Annotated in this window: 11 protein-coding genes and 1 tRNA gene; 9 read left to right on the forward strand and 3 right to left on the reverse strand. The window is 61.4% G+C overall.

The features are described 5' to 3' along the window. Positions 1 to 59 precede the first annotated feature (59 nt). From ANTHELSMS3_RS05905 to ANTHELSMS3_RS05940, 8 genes are all read left to right on the forward strand, one after another. Positions 60 to 1034: a DMT family transporter gene (locus ANTHELSMS3_RS05905; RefSeq protein ID WP_094034074.1), complete on the forward strand. Its 975-nt coding sequence runs from the start codon at positions 60 to 62 to the stop codon at positions 1032 to 1034. Positions 1035 to 1078: 44 nt separating this feature from the next. Then, positions 1079 to 1155, forward strand: a tRNA-Pro gene (locus tag ANTHELSMS3_RS05910). 848 nt (positions 1156 to 2003) lie between these two features. Beyond that, positions 2004 to 7331 (forward strand): hypothetical protein, encoded by a 5328-nt coding sequence (locus ANTHELSMS3_RS05915; protein WP_157733409.1) that lies wholly within the window; start codon positions 2004 to 2006, stop codon positions 7329 to 7331. Between the two features lie 228 nt (positions 7332 to 7559). Further along, entirely contained in the window at positions 7560 to 8369 is an 810-nt protein-coding gene (locus ANTHELSMS3_RS05920) for a hypothetical protein (RefSeq protein WP_094034076.1), read from the forward strand. Beyond that, a complete protein-coding gene (locus ANTHELSMS3_RS05925) occupies positions 8366 to 9652 on the forward strand; it encodes a TolC family protein (protein ID WP_094034077.1) in 1287 nt (428 codons plus the stop codon). The genes ANTHELSMS3_RS05920 and ANTHELSMS3_RS05925 overlap by 4 nt, the downstream gene beginning before the upstream one ends. A 31-nt stretch (positions 9653 to 9683) precedes the next feature. After that, positions 9684 to 11819 (forward strand): type I secretion system permease/ATPase, encoded by a 2136-nt coding sequence (locus ANTHELSMS3_RS05930; RefSeq protein ID WP_094034078.1) that lies wholly within the window; start codon positions 9684 to 9686, stop codon positions 11817 to 11819. Then, on the forward strand, positions 11816 to 12988 hold the full coding sequence (locus ANTHELSMS3_RS05935; RefSeq protein ID WP_094034079.1) for an HlyD family efflux transporter periplasmic adaptor subunit: 1173 nt from the start codon (positions 11816 to 11818) through the stop codon (positions 12986 to 12988). Before ANTHELSMS3_RS05930 ends, ANTHELSMS3_RS05935 begins: the two co-directional genes overlap by 4 nt. 46 nt (positions 12989 to 13034) lie before the next feature. Further along, entirely contained in the window at positions 13035 to 14345 is a 1311-nt protein-coding gene (locus tag ANTHELSMS3_RS05940; protein WP_254694858.1) for a BamA/TamA family outer membrane protein, read from the forward strand. Here ANTHELSMS3_RS05940 and ANTHELSMS3_RS05945 read toward each other — a convergent pair. The 3 genes from ANTHELSMS3_RS05945 to ANTHELSMS3_RS05955 form a co-directional block, all read right to left on the reverse strand. After that, on the reverse strand, positions 14329 to 15570 hold the full coding sequence (locus ANTHELSMS3_RS05945) for a glycosyltransferase (RefSeq protein WP_094036959.1): 1242 nt from the start codon (positions 15568 to 15570) through the stop codon (positions 14329 to 14331). The genes ANTHELSMS3_RS05940 and ANTHELSMS3_RS05945 overlap by 17 nt on opposite strands. Positions 15571 to 15708: 138 nt before the next feature. Further along, on the reverse strand, positions 15709 to 16347 hold the full coding sequence (locus ANTHELSMS3_RS05950; protein WP_094034080.1) for a response regulator transcription factor: 639 nt from the start codon (positions 16345 to 16347) through the stop codon (positions 15709 to 15711). A gap of 147 nt (positions 16348 to 16494) precedes the next feature. Beyond that, the gene (locus ANTHELSMS3_RS05955) at positions 16495 to 18543 is read right to left on the reverse strand and encodes a hybrid sensor histidine kinase/response regulator (RefSeq protein ID WP_198319887.1); all 2049 of its coding nucleotides are present in this window, start codon (positions 18541 to 18543) and stop codon (positions 16495 to 16497) included. A 905-nt stretch (positions 18544 to 19448) separates the two neighbouring features. Here ANTHELSMS3_RS05955 and ANTHELSMS3_RS05960 point away from each other — a divergent pair. Beyond that, positions 19449 to 22811: a BapA prefix-like domain-containing protein gene (locus tag ANTHELSMS3_RS05960; protein WP_094034082.1), complete on the forward strand. Its 3363-nt coding sequence runs from the start codon at positions 19449 to 19451 to the stop codon at positions 22809 to 22811. Positions 22812 to 22874: the final 63 nt, after the last annotated feature.

Below are 22874 nucleotides of genomic sequence, written 5' to 3' on the forward strand. Positions count from 1 at the left end.
CCCGCATGTGATTGCGGTAACATGCGCCTCGGCACCGACTCTAGTTCACGGAATCCCCTATGTCCCCGAATGCCAAAGGCGCTGTGATGGCGCTGCTCGCTTTTGCTACATATTCGTTTCACGATGTAATCGTGAAATTGCTGGGGGCGAACTATAGCCCAGTGCAGATTGTGTTCTTTAGCGGACTGTTCGCCTTTCCTCTGGTGACCCTGATTCTGATCCGCGATTCTCAACCCGGAACCTTGCGACCGGTCCATCCGTGGTGGACGTTGACGCGGACTGTGTCCGCCGTGATCACCGGTTTTTCTGCCTTCTACGCCTTTTCGGTCCTGCCGCTGGCACAGGTCTACGCGATCCTCTTTGCCGCGCCGCTGGTGATTACCCTGCTGTCGATCCCAATTCTGGGCGAAAGGGTCGGCATACGTCGTGGCGCGGCCGTGATGGTCGGCCTGTGTGGCGTCCTTGTTGTGTTGCGACCGGGGGCCACGGACTTCAGCCTTGGGCACCTTGCTGCGTTGGCGGCGGCCTTTGCCAGTTCATTGGCCTCGATCATCGTGCGCAAGATCGGGCAGGACGAGCGCAGCGTCGTTTTGCTGTTCTACCCGATCCTGTGCAACTTTCTGGTCATGGGGGCGGCGCTGCCGTTTGTTTATGTGCCGATGCCGGCGATCGACTTGGGTGGCATGGCGCTGATGTCGGCGATGGCCTTTGCCGCCTCGGCGATGCTGATCATGGCCTACAAGTCTGGTGAGGCGGTGGTCGTCGCGCCGATGCAGTATTCGCAGATCATCTGGGCGGCCTTCACAGGGGCGTTTTTCTTTGATGAGTTTCCCGACAGGTGGACCATGGTAGGTGCTGGGATCATCATTGCCAGCGGCGTCTACATCGTGCTGCGCGAGGGGGGCAAATCACAGACCAACCGCCCGGTTTTGCGGTCGCGTACGCGGTTTGAGACCGGCATAATACCGCGCGTCCGGTTTTTCCGACGCGACCGGGGCGAAGGCTTGAAAGACAGCGGTCCCAAAGTCGATTGAGCCTTGCCAAAACACCGTGGCTCGGCTATCCCGCCCGCCACGGTCGGAGTGTAGCTCAGCTTGGTAGAGCACTGTCTTCGGGAGGCAGGGGCCGGAGGTTCGAATCCTCTCACTCCGACCATTTAGACAAGGGTCTCATTAGGCCCTTTTTTGTGGCGGGTGTTTTTTTTGACCCTATCTGCGAGTTGTATTGGTCGCAAGCTGGGTAAACTCGCGCGCCTCCATTGAAAATTCGAGTCACCACGATCTCGGCAAATGGGCCATCGCAACCTCCTTTAGAACTGCGTCGTTCCAATAGCGCATGCGGTTTTGGAGTGCGGTTCATGTTTCCTTGGAACGTGTCTTTCCTTGTTGTGCGGTCCCAAACTTTTGACAGCGTGCGGGACCGCAAGGAATGCGTCTTGCTCTGTCGGTATGGCGTCCTCGACCGGATTCTCAATTCCTCAGCGCGTTCGCCTCAAATTGACGAAAATTGGATCGTCTGGGACGTATGCTGCTTGCGATTTCTGATCGGTGCCAGCTGCAGACTGCTTGCCTGAACCTTGATGTCGGTCATTGTGCGCGGGTCCTTGAAATCGTTTTGCTTATTCCGTTGGCTTTGTCCCTTTTTTGCAAGGCAAGCCCAACCTGATACATACTAAAGAATGTGGACATGCTGGGTTGGGCTCTGTATGCATACGAAAGAGGGCTGTTCCGTAAGGTTTAGGCAATCGATTCTGTACGAGCTGTGATCCGAAAGTGGACCTTAGAGAAAGGAATGCCCAGTTGGGTGCCAGCAGGGATAAAAACGACTCGACGAGCAAACCGCTCGCGGTTGAGGGGTCGCAAGATCTGCCTTATCTGGCCCGCGATCGCGATGGCTCTGCTTCCACGCGTGTGGAGTCCGGCCAGTCCGGGATAGCAGCCATCTCCGGTGCGGTTGGAATGGGTCTGGCCACGCAGAGCGCAACTGCTGAGGGTCAAATTGCTTTGCAGGGCGCTCCCGTTGCGGATGAGGTGCCCCACAAGAAGGTAGCTCCGCAGTCCGGCTCCAAAGGACCCGACGGTGTCGGGGTCAAGGGTGACGCGGTCGGAGTAGGCGGCCATGATCCGTCGGAGTCGCTGGCAGGGCCTGATGTTGCGCGTCCTGCGCTGGAAGCTGCCGAGATAACCTCAGATGACACGATCGAGATTGATGTCGGCGCGGGACCTTTTCCATTCGCAGATGTGAGGGATGAAGACGATCCGACGCCGGTAGACATCGCAAGGGCCGCAGTGGCGGATGCGATCGGCGCGGTTCCTACTTCGAAAGCTCCGCTAGAGGTGGCCGCGGATGTGCCACCCGTAACCGGTACTGCCGACTTGGATCTCCTAGAAGAAGTTGAGATCGCATCGGTTCAATTGCCTAAAGCCGAACCGAAAACGAGTATCGAACCCATCGCCGACAAGGCGGACATCGTTGTGGGCGACGATGGCGTTCTGGACACGGTGACCGGTGACGGCGGCATCGTCGACGCGGTTGTCGGCGAAGACGGTCTGCTGGACGGAGTTGTTGGCGAGGATGGCCTCGTGGACAGCGTTCTGGACACGGTGACCGGTGATGGCGGCATTGTCGACGCGGTTGTCGGCGAAGACGGTCTGCTGGACGGAGTTGTGGGCGAGGATGGCCTCGTGGACAGCGTTCTGGACACGGTGACGGGTGACGGCGGCATCGTCGACGCGGTTGTCGGCGAGGACGGTCTGCTGGACGGAGTTGTTGGCGAGGATGGCCTCGTGGACAGCGTTCTGGACACGGTGACCGGTGATGGCGGCATTGTCGACGCGGTTGTCGGCGAAGACGGTCTGCTGGACGGAGTTGTTGGCGAGGATGGCCTCGTGGACAGCGTTCTGGACACGGTGACCGGCGACGGCGGCATTGTCGACGCGGTGGTCGGCGAGGACGGTCTGCTGGACGGAGTTGTTGGCGAGGATGGCCTCGTGGACAGCGTTCTGGACACGGTGACCGGCGACGGCGGCATTGTCGACGCGGTGGTCGGCGAAGACGGTCTGCTGGACGGAGTCGTTGGCGAGGATGGCCTCGTGGACAGCGTTCTGGACACGGTGACGGGTGACGGCGGCATCGTCGACGCGGTTGTCGGCGAGGACGGTCTGCTGGACGGAGTTGTTGGCGAGGATGGCCTCGTGGACAGCGTTCTGGACACGGTGACCGGTGATGGCGGCATTGTCGACGCGGTTGTCGGCGAAGACGGTCTGCTGGACGGAGTCGTTGGCGAGGATGGCCTCGTGGACAGCGTTCTGGACACGGTGACGGGTGACGGCGGCATCGTCGACGCGGTTGTCGGCGAGGACGGTCTGCTGGACGGAGTTGTTGGCGAGGATGGCCTCGTGGACAGCGTTCTGGACACGGTGACCGGTGATGGCGGCATTGTCGACGCGGTTGTCGGCGAAGACGGTCTGCTGGACGGAGTTGTGGGCGAGGATGGCCTCGTGGACAGCGTTCTGGACACGGTGACCGGCGACGGCGGCATTGTCGACGCGGTTGTCGGCGAGGACGGTCTGCTGGACGGAGTTGTTGGCGAGGATGGCCTCGTGGACAGCGTTCTGGACACGGTGACCGGTGATGGCGGCATTGTCGACGCGGTTGTCGGCGAAGACGGTCTGCTGGACGGAGTTGTTGGCGAGGATGGCCTCGTGGACAGCGTTCTGGACACGGTGACCGGTGACGGCGGCATCGTCGACGCGGTGGTCGGCGAAGACGGTCTGCTGGACGGAGTTGTGGGCGAGGATGGCCTCGTGGACAGCGTTCTGGACACGGTGACCGGTGATGGCGGCATTGTCGACGCGGTTGTCGGCGAAGACGGTCTGCTGGACGGAGTTGTGGGCGAGGATGGCCTCGTGGACAGCGTTCTGGACACGGTGACGGGTGACGGCGGCATCGTCGACGCGGTTGTCGGCGAGGACGGTCTGCTGGACGGAGTTGTTGGCGAGGATGGCCTCGTGGACAGCGTTCTGGACACGGTGACCGGTGATGGCGGCATTGTCGACGCGGTTGTCGGCGAAGACGGTCTGCTGGACGGAGTTGTTGGCGAGGATGGCCTCGTGGACAGCGTTCTGGACACGGTGACCGGCGACGGCGGCATTGTCGACGCGGTGGTCGGCGAGGACGGTCTGCTGGACGGAGTTGTTGGCGAGGATGGCCTCGTGGACAGCGTTCTGGACACGGTGACCGGCGACGGCGGCATTGTCGACGCGGTGGTCGGCGAAGACGGTCTGCTGGACGGAGTCGTTGGCGAGGATGGCCTCGTGGACAGCGTTCTGGACACGGTGACGGGTGACGGCGGCATCGTCGACGCGGTTGTCGGCGAGGACGGTCTGCTGGACGGAGTTGTTGGCGAGGATGGCCTCGTGGACAGCGTTCTGGACACGGTGACCGGCGACGGCGGCATTGTCGACGCGGTGGTCGGCGAAGACGGTCTGCTGGACGGAGTCGTTGGCGAGGATGGCCTCGTGGACAGCGTTCTGGACACGGTGACGGGTGACGGCGGCATCGTCGACGCGGTTGTCGGCGAGGACGGTCTGCTGGACGGAGTTGTTGGCGAGGATGGCCTCGTGGACAGCGTTCTGGACACGGTGACCGGTGATGGCGGCATTGTCGACGCGGTTGTCGGCGAAGACGGTCTGCTGGACGGAGTCGTTGGCGAGGATGGCCTCGTGGACAGCGTTCTGGACACGGTGACGGGTGACGGCGGCATCGTCGACGCGGTTGTCGGCGAGGACGGTCTGCTGGACGGAGTTGTTGGCGAGGATGGCCTCGTGGACAGCGTTCTGGACACGGTGACCGGTGATGGCGGCATTGTCGACGCGGTTGTCGGCGAAGACGGTCTGCTGGACGGAGTTGTGGGCGAGGATGGCCTCGTGGACAGCGTTCTGGACACGGTGACCGGCGACGGCGGCATTGTCGACGCGGTTGTCGGCGAGGACGGTCTGCTGGACGGAGTTGTTGGCGAGGATGGCCTCGTGGACAGCGTTCTGGACACGGTGACCGGTGATGGCGGCATTGTCGACGCGGTTGTCGGCGAAGACGGTCTGCTGGACGGAGTTGTTGGCGAGGATGGCCTCGTGGACAGCGTTCTGGACACGGTGACCGGTGACGGCGGCATCGTCGACGCGGTGGTCGGCGAAGACGGTCTGCTGGACGGAGTTGTGGGCGAGGATGGCCTCGTGGACAGCGTTCTGGACACGGTGACCGGTGATGGCGGCATTGTCGACGCGGTTGTCGGCGAGGACGGTCTGCTGGACGGAGTTGTTGGCGAGGATGGCCTCGTGGACAGCGTTCTGGACACGGTGACCGGTGATGGCGGCATTGTCGACGCGGTTGTCGGCGAAGACGGTCTGCTGGACGGAGTTGTTGGCGAGGATGGCCTCGTGGACAGCGTTCTGGACACGGTGACCGGTGACGGCGGCATCGTCGACGCGGTTGTCGGCGAAGACGGTCTGCTGGACGGAGTTGTTGGCGAGGATGGCCTCGTGGACAGCGTTCTGGACACGGTGACCGGTGATGGCGGCATTGTCGACGCGGTGGTCGGCGAAGACGGTCTGCTGGACGGAGTTGTTGGCGAGGATGGCCTCGTGGACAGCGTTCTGGACACGGTGACCGGTGATGGCGGCATTGTCGACGCGGTTGTCGGCGAAGACGGTCTGCTGGACGGAGTTGTTGGCGAGGATGGCCTCGTGGACAGCGTTCTGGACACGGTGACCGGCGACGGCGGCATTGTCGACGCGGTGGTCGGCGAGGACGGTCTGCTGGACGGAGTTGTTGGCGAGGATGGCCTCGTGGACAGCGTTCTGGACACGGTGACCGGTGATGGCGGCATTGTCGACGCGGTTGTCGGCGAAGACGGTCTGCTGGACGGAGTTGTGGGCGAGGATGGCCTCGTGGACAGCGTTCTGGACACGGTGACCGGCGACGGCGGCATTGTCGACGCGGTGGTCGGCGAGGACGGTCTGCTGGACGGAGTTGTTGGCGAGGATGGCCTCGTGGACAGCGTTCTGGACACGGTGACCGGTGATGGCGGCATTGTCGACGCGGTTGTCGGCGAAGACGGTCTGCTGGACGGAGTTGTGGGCGAGGATGGCCTCGTGGACAGCGTTCTGGACACGGTGACCGGCGACGGCGGCATTGTCGACGCGGTGGTCGGCGAGGACGGTCTGCTGGACGGAGTTGTTGGCGAGGATGGCCTCGTGGACAGCGTTCTGGACACGGTGACCGGTGATGGCGGCATTGTCGACGCGGTTGTCGGCGAAGACGGTCTGCTGGACGGAGTTGTTGGCGAGGATGGCCTCGTGGACAGCGTTCTGGACACGGTGACCGGTGATGGCGGCATTGTCGACGCGGTGGTCGGCGAAGACGGTCTGCTGGACGGAGTTGTGGGCGAGGATGGCCTCGTGGACAGCGTTCTGGACACGGTGACCGGCGACGGCGGCATTGTCGACGCGGTGGTCGGCGAGGACGGTCTGCTGGACGGAGTTGTTGGCGAGGATGGCCTCGTGGACAGCGTTCTGGACACGGTGACCGGCGACGGCGGCATTGTCGACGCGGTGGTCGGCGAGGACGGTCTGCTGGACGGAGTCGTTGGCGAGGATGGCCTCGTGGACAGCGTTCTGGACACGGTGACGGGTGACGGCGGCCTTCTGGGCGGTCTTTTGGGCGGCGTGTTGAATACAGTGAAGGGCGACGGCGGTCCGGTGGACGTGGCTCTGGGCGAGGACGCGCCGCTTGGCGCCGTTGTTGGCAGCGACACGGTCGAGACCTCAGTTGTGGACGACATCGAAAGTGTCGATGACGAAGGTTTTGTCGATACGCTGATCGCCTCTGACGGTGAAGAGGATATCCTTACCGGGTTGGTCGGGGACGATGACGTTTATGGAATAGATGTAGCGCCGGACCCCGTGGACAACGTAGACGACCTTTCGGCAGGCCTGCCTTGGCGGGGCGGATCGCTGGTCGATCAGGGTCTTCTGTCCGACACTGTCGCAACGGACGATGAAATCGACGGTCTGCTGAATGAGATCCTTGGCAGCGCGGTAGATGGCGATGTTTTGAGCAGCGGGCCGGGGACTTTCGACTTGCTGGTTGAGGAAACGGACCTTCCCGGGGATGCTATGGTCGACACCGGCGATTCCAGTCTACTGGGTGATACTGCGATCGACGATGCGATGTCGTCGTTGTTCGACACTGGCGAAAGCTTGCTTGGTGGTGGTTTGCTGGGCGGCGGATTGCTTGGCGGATTGTCGTCGCCGGATGACGAGAATGCCTAGAACCGGTGCCCAGCAGTCAGTTTGCTGGGCAACATGTGAATATTATGCAACTTTTAGGCGTAGATGTTTACAAGGGGGCTTGCAGCAAATAGTTCTATCGCGAACCATCCGTAAGCACGGGACGAAATTCGAACCAGAACGATCTAGAGGTGTGTAAACTTTGTTCTTTTTCGATGAGTTCCCGACTGGCCCTGACGTGATAGGTCTTGTTTCGTAGGGAGTGGCTGAATGTCTATCGAGCTGTCCGTGCGCGGAATAGGGCAAGATCAATCGCAATCGCTGGTTGTCGACACTGGAATTGCATTGTCGCGCGCGACAGAGATCACGCTCCCTACGGGTACTCCCGCCATTGTCCGGCATGAGAAGTTTGGTCGCGATCTTGCTGTTCAGTTCGAAGATGGACAAACGCTGCGCATCGAGAATTTCTTCGTTATGGATCCCGAGGGCGAGTTCAGCCGGTTCCTAGATGAGGACGGGGGTACGAAAGTCACAGGACTGATCGCTCCCGAACCCTCGATGGAAGACATGGGCGATGGGATCGAAGCGGATCCTGCTGGCGGGAGCGAAGGGGGTGACGCCACGCCGCAACACGCATTTGTGCCCGGCGCGGGCGACGATGGCGGTGGCGGATTTTTCGGCGAAAGCTCGACGATCCTTAGCGCCGGAGCGGGGCTGGCCGCGGGGTACGGCTCGATGAGTCTATTGTCTTCTGAAGGAGATGATGGCGATAGCGAAAGCCGCAGCGCGTCGACCGCAGCCGCAGTTCCAAGCGATGACGACGCCGGTTTGTTAGAGCAAGACCTAGAGGCGCTTCTGGGTGCACCGGCGGCCGAGGATGACCTGATGCTCGCCTTGGCAGCCGAACTCGAGAGCGCGGCTTTTGTCGACGACGCCCTAGGTGCGCCCGGTGATTTGGTCGCTCCCCTGCTAGATGGCGGCTTGGCCGGGCCGTTATTTGCAGAAACCTCTCCGATGCCGATCGAGATGCACGCCGAATCTGATCTGCTTCTGCCTCTGACCGCCGAAGGTGACACATGACGCCACGCCGCCCCAAAACAATCGCTAACAGCCTGGCCGCGCGCTGTGCCCGGCTGGTCGCGGCATCGGTGTTGGCCGCAGGCCTTTTGTCCGCCCCGGCCTTGGCGCAGATGTCGCTGAAAGAGGCGGCTCAACTTGCGCCAGAGTTGGATCCTAACGTGACCGCGTTGCGACAACAGGTTAGCAGCCGCACCCTTGGTATAAAACAGGCGCGCGACGGCTATTACCCTTCTGTCAGCCTGTCCAGCGACACCAGCACCACGGATGCGGACGGTCCGGGAATTTCTTTGACGATCTCGCAGGTTCTGTACGATTGGGGCTTGATCCGAAGTGAGATCAAGGCCGCGACGCAGGCACGCGTGCAGGCAATCTCTGATTTGAAGACTTCGGTCGAAGACCTTACTCTTTTAGTATCCGAGACTTTTCTTGACGTAGAAATCGCCCAAAATAAGATACAGCTAACGCGAGAGTACATGGCGTTCGCCAATCGTTTGTCAACTCAGGCCGAGGTCCGCGCCCGTGCCGGGTTGGGCGACAACGGTGAAGTGGCGAGAGCCCGGCTAGAAGTGGCGCGGGCGCAGGACCGGATGAACAGCCTGGTGGCCGACCGGGACATGAGCCTCGCCCAGATTTCCTTTCTGACGGGACGCAAGACGGTGGCCGTACTACCGCCCCCTGCGATCAATTATGCCCAGCGGTACAACAGCGCGGCAAAGATCCAGTCTGCTGTCCGCATTGCACCGGATTACATCGCAGGACGTGCCCGCGCGGCCGAGGCAGAGGCGAACGTCGATCGTGCCAAGGCCGCACGGCTACCGACCATTCAGCTGCAGGCGCAGGGCCGGACCGACCTGAACGGCGGGCGCACCAGCACGGCGTTGGGGTTGTCGGCGGGTGTCGATCTCAACGCCGGCGGTCTGGGAGGGCGTGCCATTCAGGTGGCGCGCGCTGACGCTGCTGCTGCGGCATCCTCCCTGCGCGGAATCGAGCGCCAGATGACCAACACTGCGCAGACCGCGCTGAAGCACATCGCGACTTTGCGGACGGCTGAACGGTCCCGGGTCACACAGTTGGAACAGGCCGCGCGCGTACTGGCGAACTACGAGGATCAGTTCGTAGCCGGGCAGCGAGAGTTGATCGATGTCCTGACCACGGGGCGCGATTTGTATGATGCAAGGATCGACCAAGTTGACACCTATGAAGAGCGAAAGCGGACAGAATATCAGGCTGCACGCGATCTAGGTGTGTTGGGCACACTGATCCTCGCCTCCAGCGGTTCTTAGGGGGCAAAATGTTGCGCGGGAAAGACCAAACATGAACGTCCACCAGCACTTTGACCCACTTGTCGACGGTTTGATCGAACTCTGCCGTGCGCAGGGTATCGCCACGTCGGCGGCACGTTTGACCGACGGGCTTGGTTGGTCGCCGGATACGCCGATGTCCACCGACATGGCCCCGCAGGCGCTGCGCCGTATCAACATGAGCTGCCGCGTCACCTCGGCACCGCTACGGTCATTTCCGAACCACAGCCTGCCTGTGCTGCTGTTCCTCAAGGATGGCCGGACCGCCGTTCTGGAGAAATGGGCTGAAGAGGACGCGCAGATGATTCTGCCCGAAACCTCGGGTGGTCGCGTTTTCTGGAGCAGGCAAGAACTGGCCGCTCAGCACGACGGGCGCATCCTCGTGTCCAAGCCGATCGACATCGTGTCGGACCGGCTGGATGAGCCGAACCCCAGTCGCTCCCACTGGATGACTGGGCCGTTGCTCAAGAACTGGTGGATCTATCGCGACGTCGTTTTCGCCTCATTTGCGGCGAACCTGCTGGCAATCGCCACGGCGCTGTTTTCGATGCAAGTCTATGACCGGGTCGTGCCCAGCAATGCATTCGATACCCTTTGGATTCTTGCAAGTGGCGTCGGGCTCGCCATCGTGTTGGAACTGATTCTGAGGACGACACGCGCCGCACTGGTCGACGTTTCGGGCCGCGATCTGGATTTGCAGCTGTCGTCGCAACTATTCGACAAGGTTGCCAATATGCGGCTGGCCCATAAACCGGCGTCGACCGGGGTCTTCGCCAACCAAGTTCGCGAATTCGCAACGGTTAGGGAGTTCTTTACCTCCGGCACCGTGACAGCGCTTTGCGATATCCCGTTTGTGGCAATTTTCCTTTTGGTGATCTGGTTCATCGGCGGGCCAGTCGCCATCGTGACTCTACTTGGGGTCATCATGACGATCGTTCCGGGCATGCTAATGCAGGGGCGTCTCGCCCGCGCCTCGCGCGAGAACGCAAGGGAAGCAGCGGCTTTGAACGGCCTCCTTCTGGAAACGATCTCCAACCTTGAGACGGTTAAGGCTTCGCGCGCCGAGGGCCGGCTACAGCGGTCCTACGCGCAACTTTCAGCGACCATGGCGAACACGGCGGTTCGGACCCGTGGTCTGACCACCACGATGACCCAGTTGGTCAGCGGCGTACAGAAAGTCACCTATGCAGGTGTCATTATCGCCGGCGTCTATCTTATAAGCTCTGGTGCTCTGACTGTCGGCAGCCTGATCGCCTGTACGATCCTATCAAGCCGCACCCTGACGCCTATGGGGCAGGTGGCTGGCTTGCTGGCCCGTTGGCAGCAGGTCCGTGCGGCGTTGGAGGGACTGGACCGGATCATGGGATTGCCCCAAGAACGTCCCGCCGACCGACATTTCGTGCGCGCCTCCGACCTTCACGGAGAGTTCAAGTTGGAAGACGTGGTCTTTCGCCACGATCCGGCGGCCCCTCCAGTGGTCAATATCCGAGAATTGCACATCAAACCCGGAGAGCGGATCGCGCTTTTGGGCGGAAACGGTGCAGGGAAGTCCAGCTTCATGCGGCTCATTGCCGGGTTGGTCGATCCGCAGGAGGGCTCTGTCCTTCTCGACAGTCTTGCGCTCAGCCAGATCGACCCGATCGACCGGCGTCGCCAAATCGGCTATCTGCCACAATCGGTGGCGTTGTTTCAGGGTACGCTGCGCGACAACCTTCTGCTGGATCACGGCCTGCATTCCGACGACCAACTGCTAGAGGCGCTGGACGCCGTCGGGCTGGGTGCCTTCGTCCGCCGCCATGTCCGGGGGCTGGATCTTGTGATCCATGGCAACGGCAACGTTTCGGGCGGTCAGCGCCAGGCCATCGGCCTTGCGCGGATCCTGCTTCAAGATCCCAAGATCGTGTTGCTGGATGAACCCACTGCCGCCTTTGACCACATCACCGAAAAGCAGGTCATTACGCATCTGAACACATGGCTCGAAGGCCGCACGGCGATCATCTCGACCCACAAGCGCGAGTTGCTTGCCCTGACCCAACGGACACTGGTTCTGAAAGAAGGCAAGATCGCGCGCGACGGTGATCTCTTGCAGATCCTGAACAAGGCTCGCTCCAATACGGTCCAGAAAACGCAGGTCAAAGCGGTGAAATGAGCAGTTCAGAGCTCTTTGATCCTAGCCATGTGGACGGCAGTTATCGGCAGCAGACGCTCCGCAAGTCGCGTCTGACGATCCATATTGTTGTTTTCTCTCTCATTGCGGCCATCGCCTGGGCCACGATTGCACAGGTCAACGAGGTTACGCGGGGCGACGGCATCGTTATTCCGGCTCGGCGCATGCAGACGATTCAAAGCCTCGAAGGCGGAATCCTTGGGGAATTACTGGTGGCCGAAGGGGACATCGTCGTCGCGGGACAAGTATTGGCGCGACTGGATGCCACGCGGTCGCGCTCTGCCTTCATGGCTGCCGAAAGTCAGATCACTGCCCTGACGGCCGAGGTTGCCCGATTGGAGGCTGAAGTGCTGGAACAGCCCAGGTTGGATTTTGGCCCGACCCCCAACGCTGCCGAACAGACCGAACTACGGCTTTTCACGGCGCGCCGGACCAAGTTGGAAGCCTCGCTTGCGGCACTCAACAGTGAGCGCGCGGCAATCGAAGAGCAGATTGCTATCACTGCACCGCTTGCCGAAAGCGGCTCTGTCAGCCGAATCAACTTGTTGCAATTGCAGCAAAAAAAGGCAGAGCTTGACGGCAAAATCGGGGACACTCGAAACGCCTACGTGCAGGACGCTTATAAGGATCTCGCGCAGCGCCGCTCACGTCTCAGCGCCTTGTCCGAAGAGGCCGTGCAGAAACAGGACGAATTACAGCGTACGTCGATCCGCTCTCCTGTGGCCGGGCGCGTGAATGATATCGCGATTACCACGCTGGGCGGCGTCATTCAGCCGGGTGAGCCGATCATGGAAATCACGCCTATCGATGACCAGTTGGTGATCGAGACAAAGGTCCTGCCGCGAGATGTGGCCTTTCTTGCTCCCGGCATGCCCGCAAGCGTCAAGATCACCGCATATGATTTTGCCACTTACGGCGACCTGCGCGGCACGGTTATGCGGATCTCTGAAGACACGGTAGAGGAAGATACGCGGCAAGGGCCGCAAAACTTCTACCGCGTCATGATTGTGACCGATCACAACTACCTTGAACGCGCAAGCGAGAAATTTGCGATCCGGCCCGGCATGGTGGCACAGGTCGATATCGAAAGCGGCAAGCGGTCGGTTCTGAGCTATCTCACGCGTCCGTTGTTGAACGCCCGCCTCCGCTAAAGTAGGTCCCTCCCACGAACTGCCGTGAAGTCAAAGGAATGCCTCTGTGCCGCGCGTCTGCCAAACCCCTCTTCGCCGGGAGCTTTTGCTTGCCCTCGCTCTGATGTCTGTGACTGCCCCAGTATCTGCACGTGTGTTCGAAACGGTCGAGGTTCGCGGAGCCCAATTCATTCCTGCCGAAGATATCCGCATGACCTGCGGCGCTATGCCAAACATCGACTACGCATCTTACGAATTGCGTGCGATAGAGGATTGCCTCATGCTCACTGGTGTTTTCGAAGCCGTGAGCCTGTATCCAGAGGGCGACGCGCTGATCATCGACGTGGCCGAGATTGACGACCGACCCGGCCGGATCGAAGCGGCGTTGTCCTATGTGTCGGACCACGGGGTCGTGGGCGAGTTGTCCTTTGAGCAGTACAATCTTTTTCCCGGCACATACGGTGCACTCAACCTGTCGTTCAATTCAGAGGTAAAGTCACTCGAAGCGCACTTATACCGCGCCGACGCATTCAATGAGACGCTGGATTTTGGCGTTGACCTGTTCGCGCTCGAGTCGGATCTGGATGACACCGGCTATTCCGAACAGGGCGTCCGGGCAGAGCCCTACTTGGCGTGGACGCCGTACGACCATGCACGGTTGGAAATGGGCATAGGATGGCGCAGCTACCGGATGTACGATGTGGATGCCTCTGCTAGCGCCCTGTTGTTTAAAGAGGAAACTGACGAGATTTCTGCTCCCTACCTGCGAATTTCGGCAGTATATTCCGGTGGGGGAGAACAGCAGGATGTGCCTGATGGCGTTGAAAGCCTGGAATACGGGCTGCGTCTTGATCAGTACTTGTGGAATATCGGTAGTGAAGACGTGCTTTCCGACAGCCGGCTGGAAGCAAACCTGATACAGCCTTTTGGAGAGGGCTATCGTTTTCTGGGCACGCTGCGTGCAGGCAGCGTCACCGGCCTATCGGGAAACGATACGCGTGCCATCGATCGGTTTTTCCCGGGTGCGGACACCTTCCGCGGTTTCGCGCCACGCGGCATCGGCCCACGCGACGGCGGCGGCAGTTTGGGCGGCAACCACTACCTTGTGGGGTCGATTGAAGTGCAGCGCGACATTGGCCACGTGTTGTCCATGCCAATGCAAGCCGGTCTCTTTGTTGAGGCTGGAAGTTCTTGGGGCCTTGACGATACCTTGTCTGGTCGCATCGACGACAGTTGGCACAGCCGTGTCAGCACGGGCCTGTCCCTGACTTTTGAGGTCGCTAATACACCTGTGTCCCTTTACGTCGCCACTCCGCTACGCAAGTTTGCCGGCGACACAACACAGACCTTTGGCCTGAGCTTTACGACCCGTTTCTGATCCGGGCTTGCCGCTTTTCGGCGGCCAGCCGGAACAGCCCAAGGTAGCGCGGCGCGACAGCTTGGACGCTATATAAAAGACGCGCCCGGGCGCGGGCTGCCTGCCCATATCGATACCGCCGCTCAGGATCTTCTGACAGGGCGATGATCTCTTGGATCCACGCGCCATCGTCGTCCGGCAAAAGGCGTCCGTTGACATCGTCCTGAATTAGTTCGGCGGGATAGCCTCGGTCTGGCGCCAGAACGCAGCCACCTCGCCCAAGGATCTCAACTAGGCCCCAGTTCGCGACGCCGAACCGCAACGGATAGAGAAAGATATCGATGTCGGCGAGCTTTTGGACAAAGTCGTCATAGGGTAACTTGCCCGGGAATTCGATCACCTCAGCGGCGCGCGGATAGATCTTCATCAGGTGGTCCCGAAAGCTGTCGACGGCACCGCTATACTTTCGTTCAACCCATTGCTGTTCATAGCCATAGGTGCTGCCCGTGCTTCCACCGAGGGCGACGAAATTGGCTTTCAGACCCCGTTCAACCAATTTGTCGACAAGCCGCACGTAGGTGTCAAACCCCTTGGCATTCGACAGGTCGCGGGCGGAAAAGCCGATAGTCAGGGGGGCGGAACGTTCTTTCAGCTCTAGTGCTTTGGTGTCCTCAAAAGCAAAGCCTTCTAGCTGCACCTCGATGTTGGATTGGAGGGCCTCAGGGAACATGGATTTGGCGTGCTGACTTGGGCAGATCACCAGATCGCTGCAAAGGGCTTGGTGAAAGTTGAGCATTTCCGTGTTGCGGTCGACCATCCGCTGCGCCTGATCCGGGGGGTAGGCTGGGTCCCATCCATGTGCCCGAAAGCTGGGAAATTCAATGTAGCTGACAATGGCGGCATCGATCTCATCGTATAGAAAATGCGGGGCACCCCACAGTGAGTGTGTCACGACCACGTCGATCTTTTTGTGCCTTTCAAACTGCTGCAGCGCACTGAGCAGCCCTCGACCAATATGCGCAGAGCGTTCCAGCTTTGCCGTATAATAGTAGCGTTGCGCCCCGGTCACCGGGCCGTCGGGCTTGAAACCTAGGATATGCTTGCCGCGATGCGCATTCTTTGCCTGATGGCCCGGCGTCGTCAGAAAATAGGTCTCAGCTAGACCTGCCGCGCGCAAGTAGTCGCACAAGGCCCCGAACTGGCCGGGGTAGACCGCTCCGGCGAAGACGATCACTGGTTTTGCCATTTGCACGTTTCCCATATCCGAACCACGACAGTCGGGCGCGCGCGGCGCCCGGTCTTGCCTGTCTAAGGGAGAATGGAACCGAGATACATACTTTAGGTGGTGGTTTCTCGTGTCGATCACTTCCGGTGCACCGGTGGATCAGATCATATTCATGTCCCGGGCGACGATCACGGCTTGGGTCCGGTTGCTGGCCTCCAGCTTTGTACAGACCGCTTTGACATGCATCTTGACCGTCGCTTCCTTGAGGCCAAGCGCTGTACCTATGTCACGGTTTGATTTGCCCTCAGACAGTTCAGCAAGCACGTCCATCTCTCTTTCTGACAGAGGGACGTTCACGTGATCCTTAGGGACAACGCGTTTACGCTCGATCAGCTCGACCGGGATATAACGTTCTCCCGCAGCCATAAAGCGCACTTCATTATAAAAGCTGCGCAGAGACGTTGTTTTCAACACGAACCCAGCACCGCCCATGTCTAGCACTTCGGGCACGAGATGGGCGGGTGGATTACTGGTCAGCAGTGCAACCGGCTTTCCGCCGTTCCGCGCGATTGCCTCGCGCATGCCATCAAGACCGTTCATGCCGGGCATGTTGAGATCGACGAGCACGAGATCGAAGGCGCCTTGGCTGTCGATAATATCCAGCGCGGTATTAAGGTCCGGAGCCGTCATCGCGGTCACGTCAGGAACGCCGGAGATGAATTGCTCGAACATCTCCAGCACCATCGCGTGATCGTCCGCGATCAGGATTCTGATCGGTGCGGTTTCCTCTGAGACCATTTCTCTACTTTCGTACTCTGGCGGCGTTCTGCGTGCCTCCCAATCATACGGTGGGCGGCACGACGGTCGCGTTTACGTTCGTCAGGTAGGTAGGGCAATACTGCCCGAGTCACGCCTATACAGGAAGTGTACACTGCGGACCTCACGTCAACTGGTTTGTGGCTCGGTTCCCAGCGCCTTGATGGCCTTGGCTGTGCGGGTCAGCGCATCGGTCACGGTTGCGATTTCTTCAGATAGGTCGGTCTTGCCCGACTTCACCGCATCCTCCAGAACACGCATGCGCGTGTCTAAAAGGGCCAGTCCAGTCAGGCCGCAAGCGCCGGTTGCAGCATGCATCGTGCAGTCGATCCGGTCGGTCACCCCATTACATTTCAGGCTGACCAACGCGGTGCTGGCTTCCCCCAGGGCACGTGACATGAATTTCCGAGCCCCTTCTGGCCCTAGGCCAGAGACAAGTTCCGTTACCACACTGTCGTTGAGTACCGCACCTTCTTGTCGCGGCGGCTTCGCGGCCTTGGTCTTCTTCGACACCTTGGCGGGTGGGGGCGACGTGGGAGGCATAGGGGCGGGTATCGTCGGCGCATCCAAAGCCTCTCGGGCCGCGTGGCACAGCGGCCCGGGTCGAATCGGTTTTTCCAACACGCGCTGCATTCCTGCCTGAAGACACGCATCCTGGATACGCTCGTCGATATGCGCCGTCAGGCCCAAAACGCGGGGGGCGGGGTTGATGCTGCCTGACGCAATACCCGATGCAATGCGTCGCGCCAGTTCGACACCGCTCATCTGCGGTAGGGTGACGTCGGACAGGACAAGGTCGATGCCGCGCCCCGTCGGATTCTCTAAGACGCTAAGCGCAGCTTTACCGCTGCCAGCGACCTGAACCTCGGCCCCGGCGGCTTGCAAGACGTGGCTCAGCCACGCTTGGCTTGCAGGGCTGTCCTCGACCACCAAAAGGGTCTTGCCGCGTAGCAGTCCGTCGGTGTCCTGCGGCATTGTTTCGATTGCGGCTGTCTCGGACGTTTCGGCGGCTGGCAGGCTGAACACCGCCCGTAGGATGGTGCCCACGACCTCTTCGCCCTCAGAAACGGCTCGCTCGCCGTCTGCGCCGCGGTCCAACAGGCTCAGATGCCCGCCAAGTTGCGTCAACGCGTGGGCTAGGACATTCATGCCGCCAGAGGGGCGTTTCTGTGCCTCTTGTGGCGCGGGTGACGTGACGCTGCCGCCCTGACCAAGCGCTTGGCGCAGCCGGTCCTTCTGATTCTCAGGAAGGCCGCCGCCCTGATCGCGAACCTCAAGCGTGATTTCCAGACGCGATTCCTTGGCCCGCAGGTCATCTATCCCGGCGCGCAGCGGTGCCACGGTCAAGGCGACCTCGACCGCCGCGCCGCCGTGTTTGACGGCATTATCGATCATGTTCTGAAACAGTGCGCGGACGAACCGCACGGGACCAATAACGCGCGTATCTGAGTCCTCGGGCAATGAAAGCGTCATGGATACATTGCGACGGTCGGCGATGGGATGGATGATGTCGATCAGTTGGCCAAGCTCATCCTTCAGCGAAAAAACCTCGTCCCGGCGGGCCGCTGCTGCGCTTTGTTCGCCGCGGATCACTGCGAGGACATTGCTGATGTGATCCAGCGAAAGGTCCGCCACTCTGCGCAGCCGATCTAGGGCGTCGTCCCCGCGGTCCTGTTGCTGGAGCAATATCTCGGCACTGGCAAGAAGGGATTGAATAGGCGTGCGCAGGTCATGCGTAACGCGCAAAAGCGTCGCCGCGCGCGCCCGGTTCCGTAGCCACAGCGCCTCGTCATCGGTTTCGGAGAGACGCAAATAATAGCCCGAGGCGGGCCCCAGCGGTAAAAGCACCAACTCGCCTTCAAGGGCGACCCCTTCAATAGAGACGGAAACAGATGCGCTTCCGGCGCGTTTCACAACAGTGCAGAGATCGGGCCAATCGAGGTGTTTCCGCAAGTCCCGATCAAGGCCAAGCCGCTTGGCCGGGGCGTTTGCCAGCAGGACTTCGCCGGCCTCGTTGGCCAAGAGGACGGCGCGCCGGTCTGACGCGATCAAACGGGCCACCGTCTGCAGGACCGGGCGATAGGATGCGTGAACTCCATCGACAGCCTTCGCGGGTTTCGGTCCTTGATCGATGCCCGCCTCGGGCGTTTCGCCGTTTTCATTTCCTGGTGTGCTCAAGCCGGTTCCTCCGCTCTGCGCGTGGCCACCCGGTGACGGCACCGGGGTGTCCCGGTGGCGCACGGCGTGGTGGCGGCAGGTCAAACAAGCCGCGTTGCCTGCAGGTACAGCCAGAGCGGGTAGCGCCGAAACGACTTCATGTACAGGAAAATTACGCCTTGGACATGCGCCCGGTGAGAATATAGCCATTTGTGTGACATTTACATACTTAAGTTTGTCTTTTGATGTGTGCTCGGCACCCTGGCTGGCGCTCAGGTGAACGGGTTGGCCACACTATTTGCGTCGCGGTCGGGCGCGGGGGCGTACTTCCCATCGTTCCGACGACGTGGCTCGCCAACCGCCGGGCGGCAAGGCGGTGGTGTTCGGAACGGCCTCGGGCGAGTCGAATCGCGAGCCGGAAGTCCATACGCTGACAGCCTCGGTATGGCCGCCGACACATCGGCCGACTTGAAGAATGTCGATTGCACGTCTCCCTGTACGCACCTGACGAGTCGGGTCCATATAAGCAGCTGTCAAATAAGTATATTGTCTTGATCAGGGTGCTGAGGCTGACAGCCTGTTTGAGTCAGTGACCGACAACGATAGCGCCCTCAGTTTCTTTAGTTGGGGCCCAAAGGACGCATTGCAACGTGACTGGTTTGGATTGTTCAGCTGGATACGGGGTCGGGCACGACACAGCTCTGGGCCGAGGGCGACGCGTAGCGGTAGCCAGTTCGACGCCGATGTGACGGGTGAAACCGGCAAACCGAAGTGATGCGTCCAAAATCAGAAACAGATAATTTCACCGGACAGCTCTCGTGGAGGTTGACGATACATACTTTAGAGTGTTCATTACCGACTAAAGGCGACTCTTGCGCTTTCTAACATGTGCGCCGTGGCGCGCAAACGGGACAGAGGAAAGAACAATGGCTGACAGCGTGATCCAGACCGGGTCTGAAATTGCAATTCGAATTGATGCAGATCGGGCGGATATCTCGCGCTTTCTGCGGCAGGGAGACGATTTGGTCGTCGAATTGCGCAATGGCGACCGGATTATCGTGCAGGGATATCATGTCCCTCACGAAAGCGGTTCCCTGCACAGCCTCGTCTTTGGCGACACTGTAGTGACGGACGTTGAGATTGAAGAGGGTGGCGCGGGTCTTGGCTTGAACATGGAAGACGGACTGGCACTTGCTGCAGCGGGTGTAAGCGGTCTGGGCCTGGCTCTCAGCGGCGGTGGTGACGGTGATAGCGACGGTGACCCGACCGATTTTACTGACTTCACGGACCCGACCGATGGCACGGACCCGACCGATGGCACGGACCCGACTGACGGTACAGACCCGACTGACGGCACGGACCCGACTGACGGTACAGACCCGACCGATGGCACGGACCCGACCGATGGCACGGACCCGACCGATGGCACGGACCCGACCGATGGCACGGACCCGACCGATGGCACGGACCCGACCGATGGCACGGACCCGACCGATGGCACGGACCCGACCGATGGCACGGACCCGACCGATGGCACGGACCCGACCGACGGTACAGACCCGACCGATGGCACGGACCCGACCAACGGTACAGACCCGACCGATGGCACGGACCCGACCGACGGTACAGACCCGACCGACGGTACAGACCCGACCGATGGCACGGACCCGACCGATGGCACGGACCCGACTGACGGTACGGACCCGACTGACGGTACGGACCCGACCGATGGCACGGACCCGACTGACGGTACGGACCCGACTGACGGTACGGACCCGACTGACGGTACGGACCCGACTGACGGTACGGACCCGACCGATGGCACGGACCCGACCGACGGTACAGACCCGACCGACGGTACAGACCCGACCGATGGTACGGACCCGACTGACGGTACGGACCCGACTGACGGTACGGACCCGACTGACGGTACGGACCCGACCGATGGTACGGACCCGACCGATGGTACGGACCCGACCGACGGTACGGACCCGACTGACGGTACGGACCCGACTGACGGTACGGACCCGACCGATGGTACGGACCCGACCGATGGTACGGACCCGACTGACGGTACGGACCCGACCGACGGTACAGACCCGACTGACGGTACGGACCCGACCGACGGTACAGACCCGACCGACGGTACGGACCCGACCGACGGTACAGACCCGACCGACGGTACAGACCCGACCGACGGTACAGACCCGACCGACGGTACAGACCCGACCGACGGTACAGACCCGACCGATGGCACGGACCCGACCGATGGCACGGACCCGACTGACGGTACGGACCCGACTGACGGTACGGACCCGACCGATGGTACGGACCCGACTGACGGTACAGACCCGACTGACGGTACGGACCCTGCTGGCGAGCAAGGTTTCCTGGATCCGATCATTGGCGATGAGGGCTTGCTTGGCGACCTGACCGGCAATGACGGCCTGCTGGGAGATGTCACCGGATCCGACGGCCTGCTGGGCGATCTTGTCGGCTCGGACGGTGCGCTTGGCGACCTTGGGGAAGACCTCTTGGGTCAGCCAATACTGGGCGACGGAACTGTATCGGAAGACATCGGCCTGCTTGATGGCATCATCGCTGATGAGGGCTTGCTTGGCGATGTAACCGGCAACGACGGTCTGCTTGGCGACATCACCGGATCGGATGGTCTGCTGGGTGATCTGGTCGGCAACGACGGAGTGTTGTCCGACATTACCGGAAGCGACGGCCTTGTCGGCTCCCTGACCGGGACTGGTGTGCTAGGAGACGATACGGTCACCGGTGACGACGGCGGCCTGACCGACGGCTTGCTGGGAGAAGACGGCCTTGTGGGCGGTCTGCTCGGTGGAGACGGAGGCCTGCTCGATGGTGTGATCGCGGACGGTGGTCTGCTCGGCGATGTGACCGGCAACGATGGCTTGCTTGGAGACGTCACCGGTTCGGATGGCCTGGTCGGCGATCTGGTCGGCGATGACGGTCTGCTGGCAGATGTGACTGGCAGCGACGGGCTTGTCGGCTCTCTGACCGGAGGCGGTCTGCTGGGTGACGGAGGTGATCTGACTGACGGACTGCTGGGCGACGATGGCCTGGTCGGTGGTCTGCTGGGTGATGACGGCCTGGTTGGCGGTCTGCTCGGTGGCGGCGATGGCCTGACCGATGGTCTGCTGGGTGAGGACGGCCTGGTTGGCGGTCTGCTCGGTGGCGAGGATGGCCTGACCGATGGCTTGCTGGGTGATGACGGCCTGGTTGGCGGTCTGCTCGGCGGCGGCGATGGCCTGACCGATGGTCTGCTGGGTGAGGACGGCCTGGTTGGCGGTCTGCTCGGCGGCGGCGATGGCTTGACCGACGGTCTGCTGGGTGAGGACGGCCTTGTAGGTGGTCTGCTCGGCGGCGGCGATGGCCTGACCGACGGTCTGCTGGGTGAGGACGGCTTGGTTGGCGGTCTGCTCGGTGGCGAGGATGGCCTGACTGACGGCTTGCTGGGTGACGATGGCCTGGTTGGCGGTCTGCTCGGTGGCGAGGATGGCCTGGCCGACGGCTTGCTGGGTGAGGACGGCCTTGTAGGTGGTCTGCTCGGCGGCGGCGATGGCCTGACCGACGGTCTGCTGGGTGAGGACGGCCTTGTAGGTGGTCTGCTCGGCGGCGGCGATGGCCTGACCGACGGACTGCTGGGTGAGGACGGCCTGGTTGGCGGTCTGCTCGGTGGCGAGGATGGCCTGGCCGACGGCTTGCTGGGTGAGGACGGCCTTGTAGGTGGTCTGCTCGGCGGCGGCGATGGCCTGACCGACGGTCTGCTGGGTGAGGACGGCCTTGTAGGTGGTCTGCTCGGCGGCGGCGATGGCCTGACCGACGGACTGCTGGGTGAGGACGGCCTGGTTGGCGGTCTGCTCGGTGGCGAGGATGGCCTGGCCGACGGCTTGCTGGGTGAGGACGGCCTGGTTGGCGGTCTGCTCGGCGGCGGCGATGGCCTGACCGACGGTCTGCTGGGTGAGGACGGCCTGGTTGGCGGTCTGCTGGGTGAGGACGGCCTTGTAGGTGGTCTGCTCGGCGGCGGCGATGGCCTGACCGATGGTCTGCTGGGAGAAGACGGCCTGGTTGGCGGTCTGCTCGGCGGCGGCGATGGCCTGACCGACGGTCTGCTGGGTGACGAAGGCTTGGTTGGCGGTCTGCTCGGTGGCGAGGATGGCCTGACCGATGGCTTGCTGGGTGACGATGGCCTGGTTGGCGGTCTTGTGGGTGGCCTGCTTGGTGGCCTGTCCGGCGATAGTTCTGAGGAGTTCAGCTAACCCACTCACGGATGTTGAACTCCCGGCCTGTCCCGACCCCCAATACCCCCAGATGGGGCAGGC

This window comes from Antarctobacter heliothermus, from assembly GCF_002237555.1.
Classification (GTDB): Bacteria; Pseudomonadota; Alphaproteobacteria; order Rhodobacterales; family Rhodobacteraceae; genus Antarctobacter; species Antarctobacter heliothermus_B.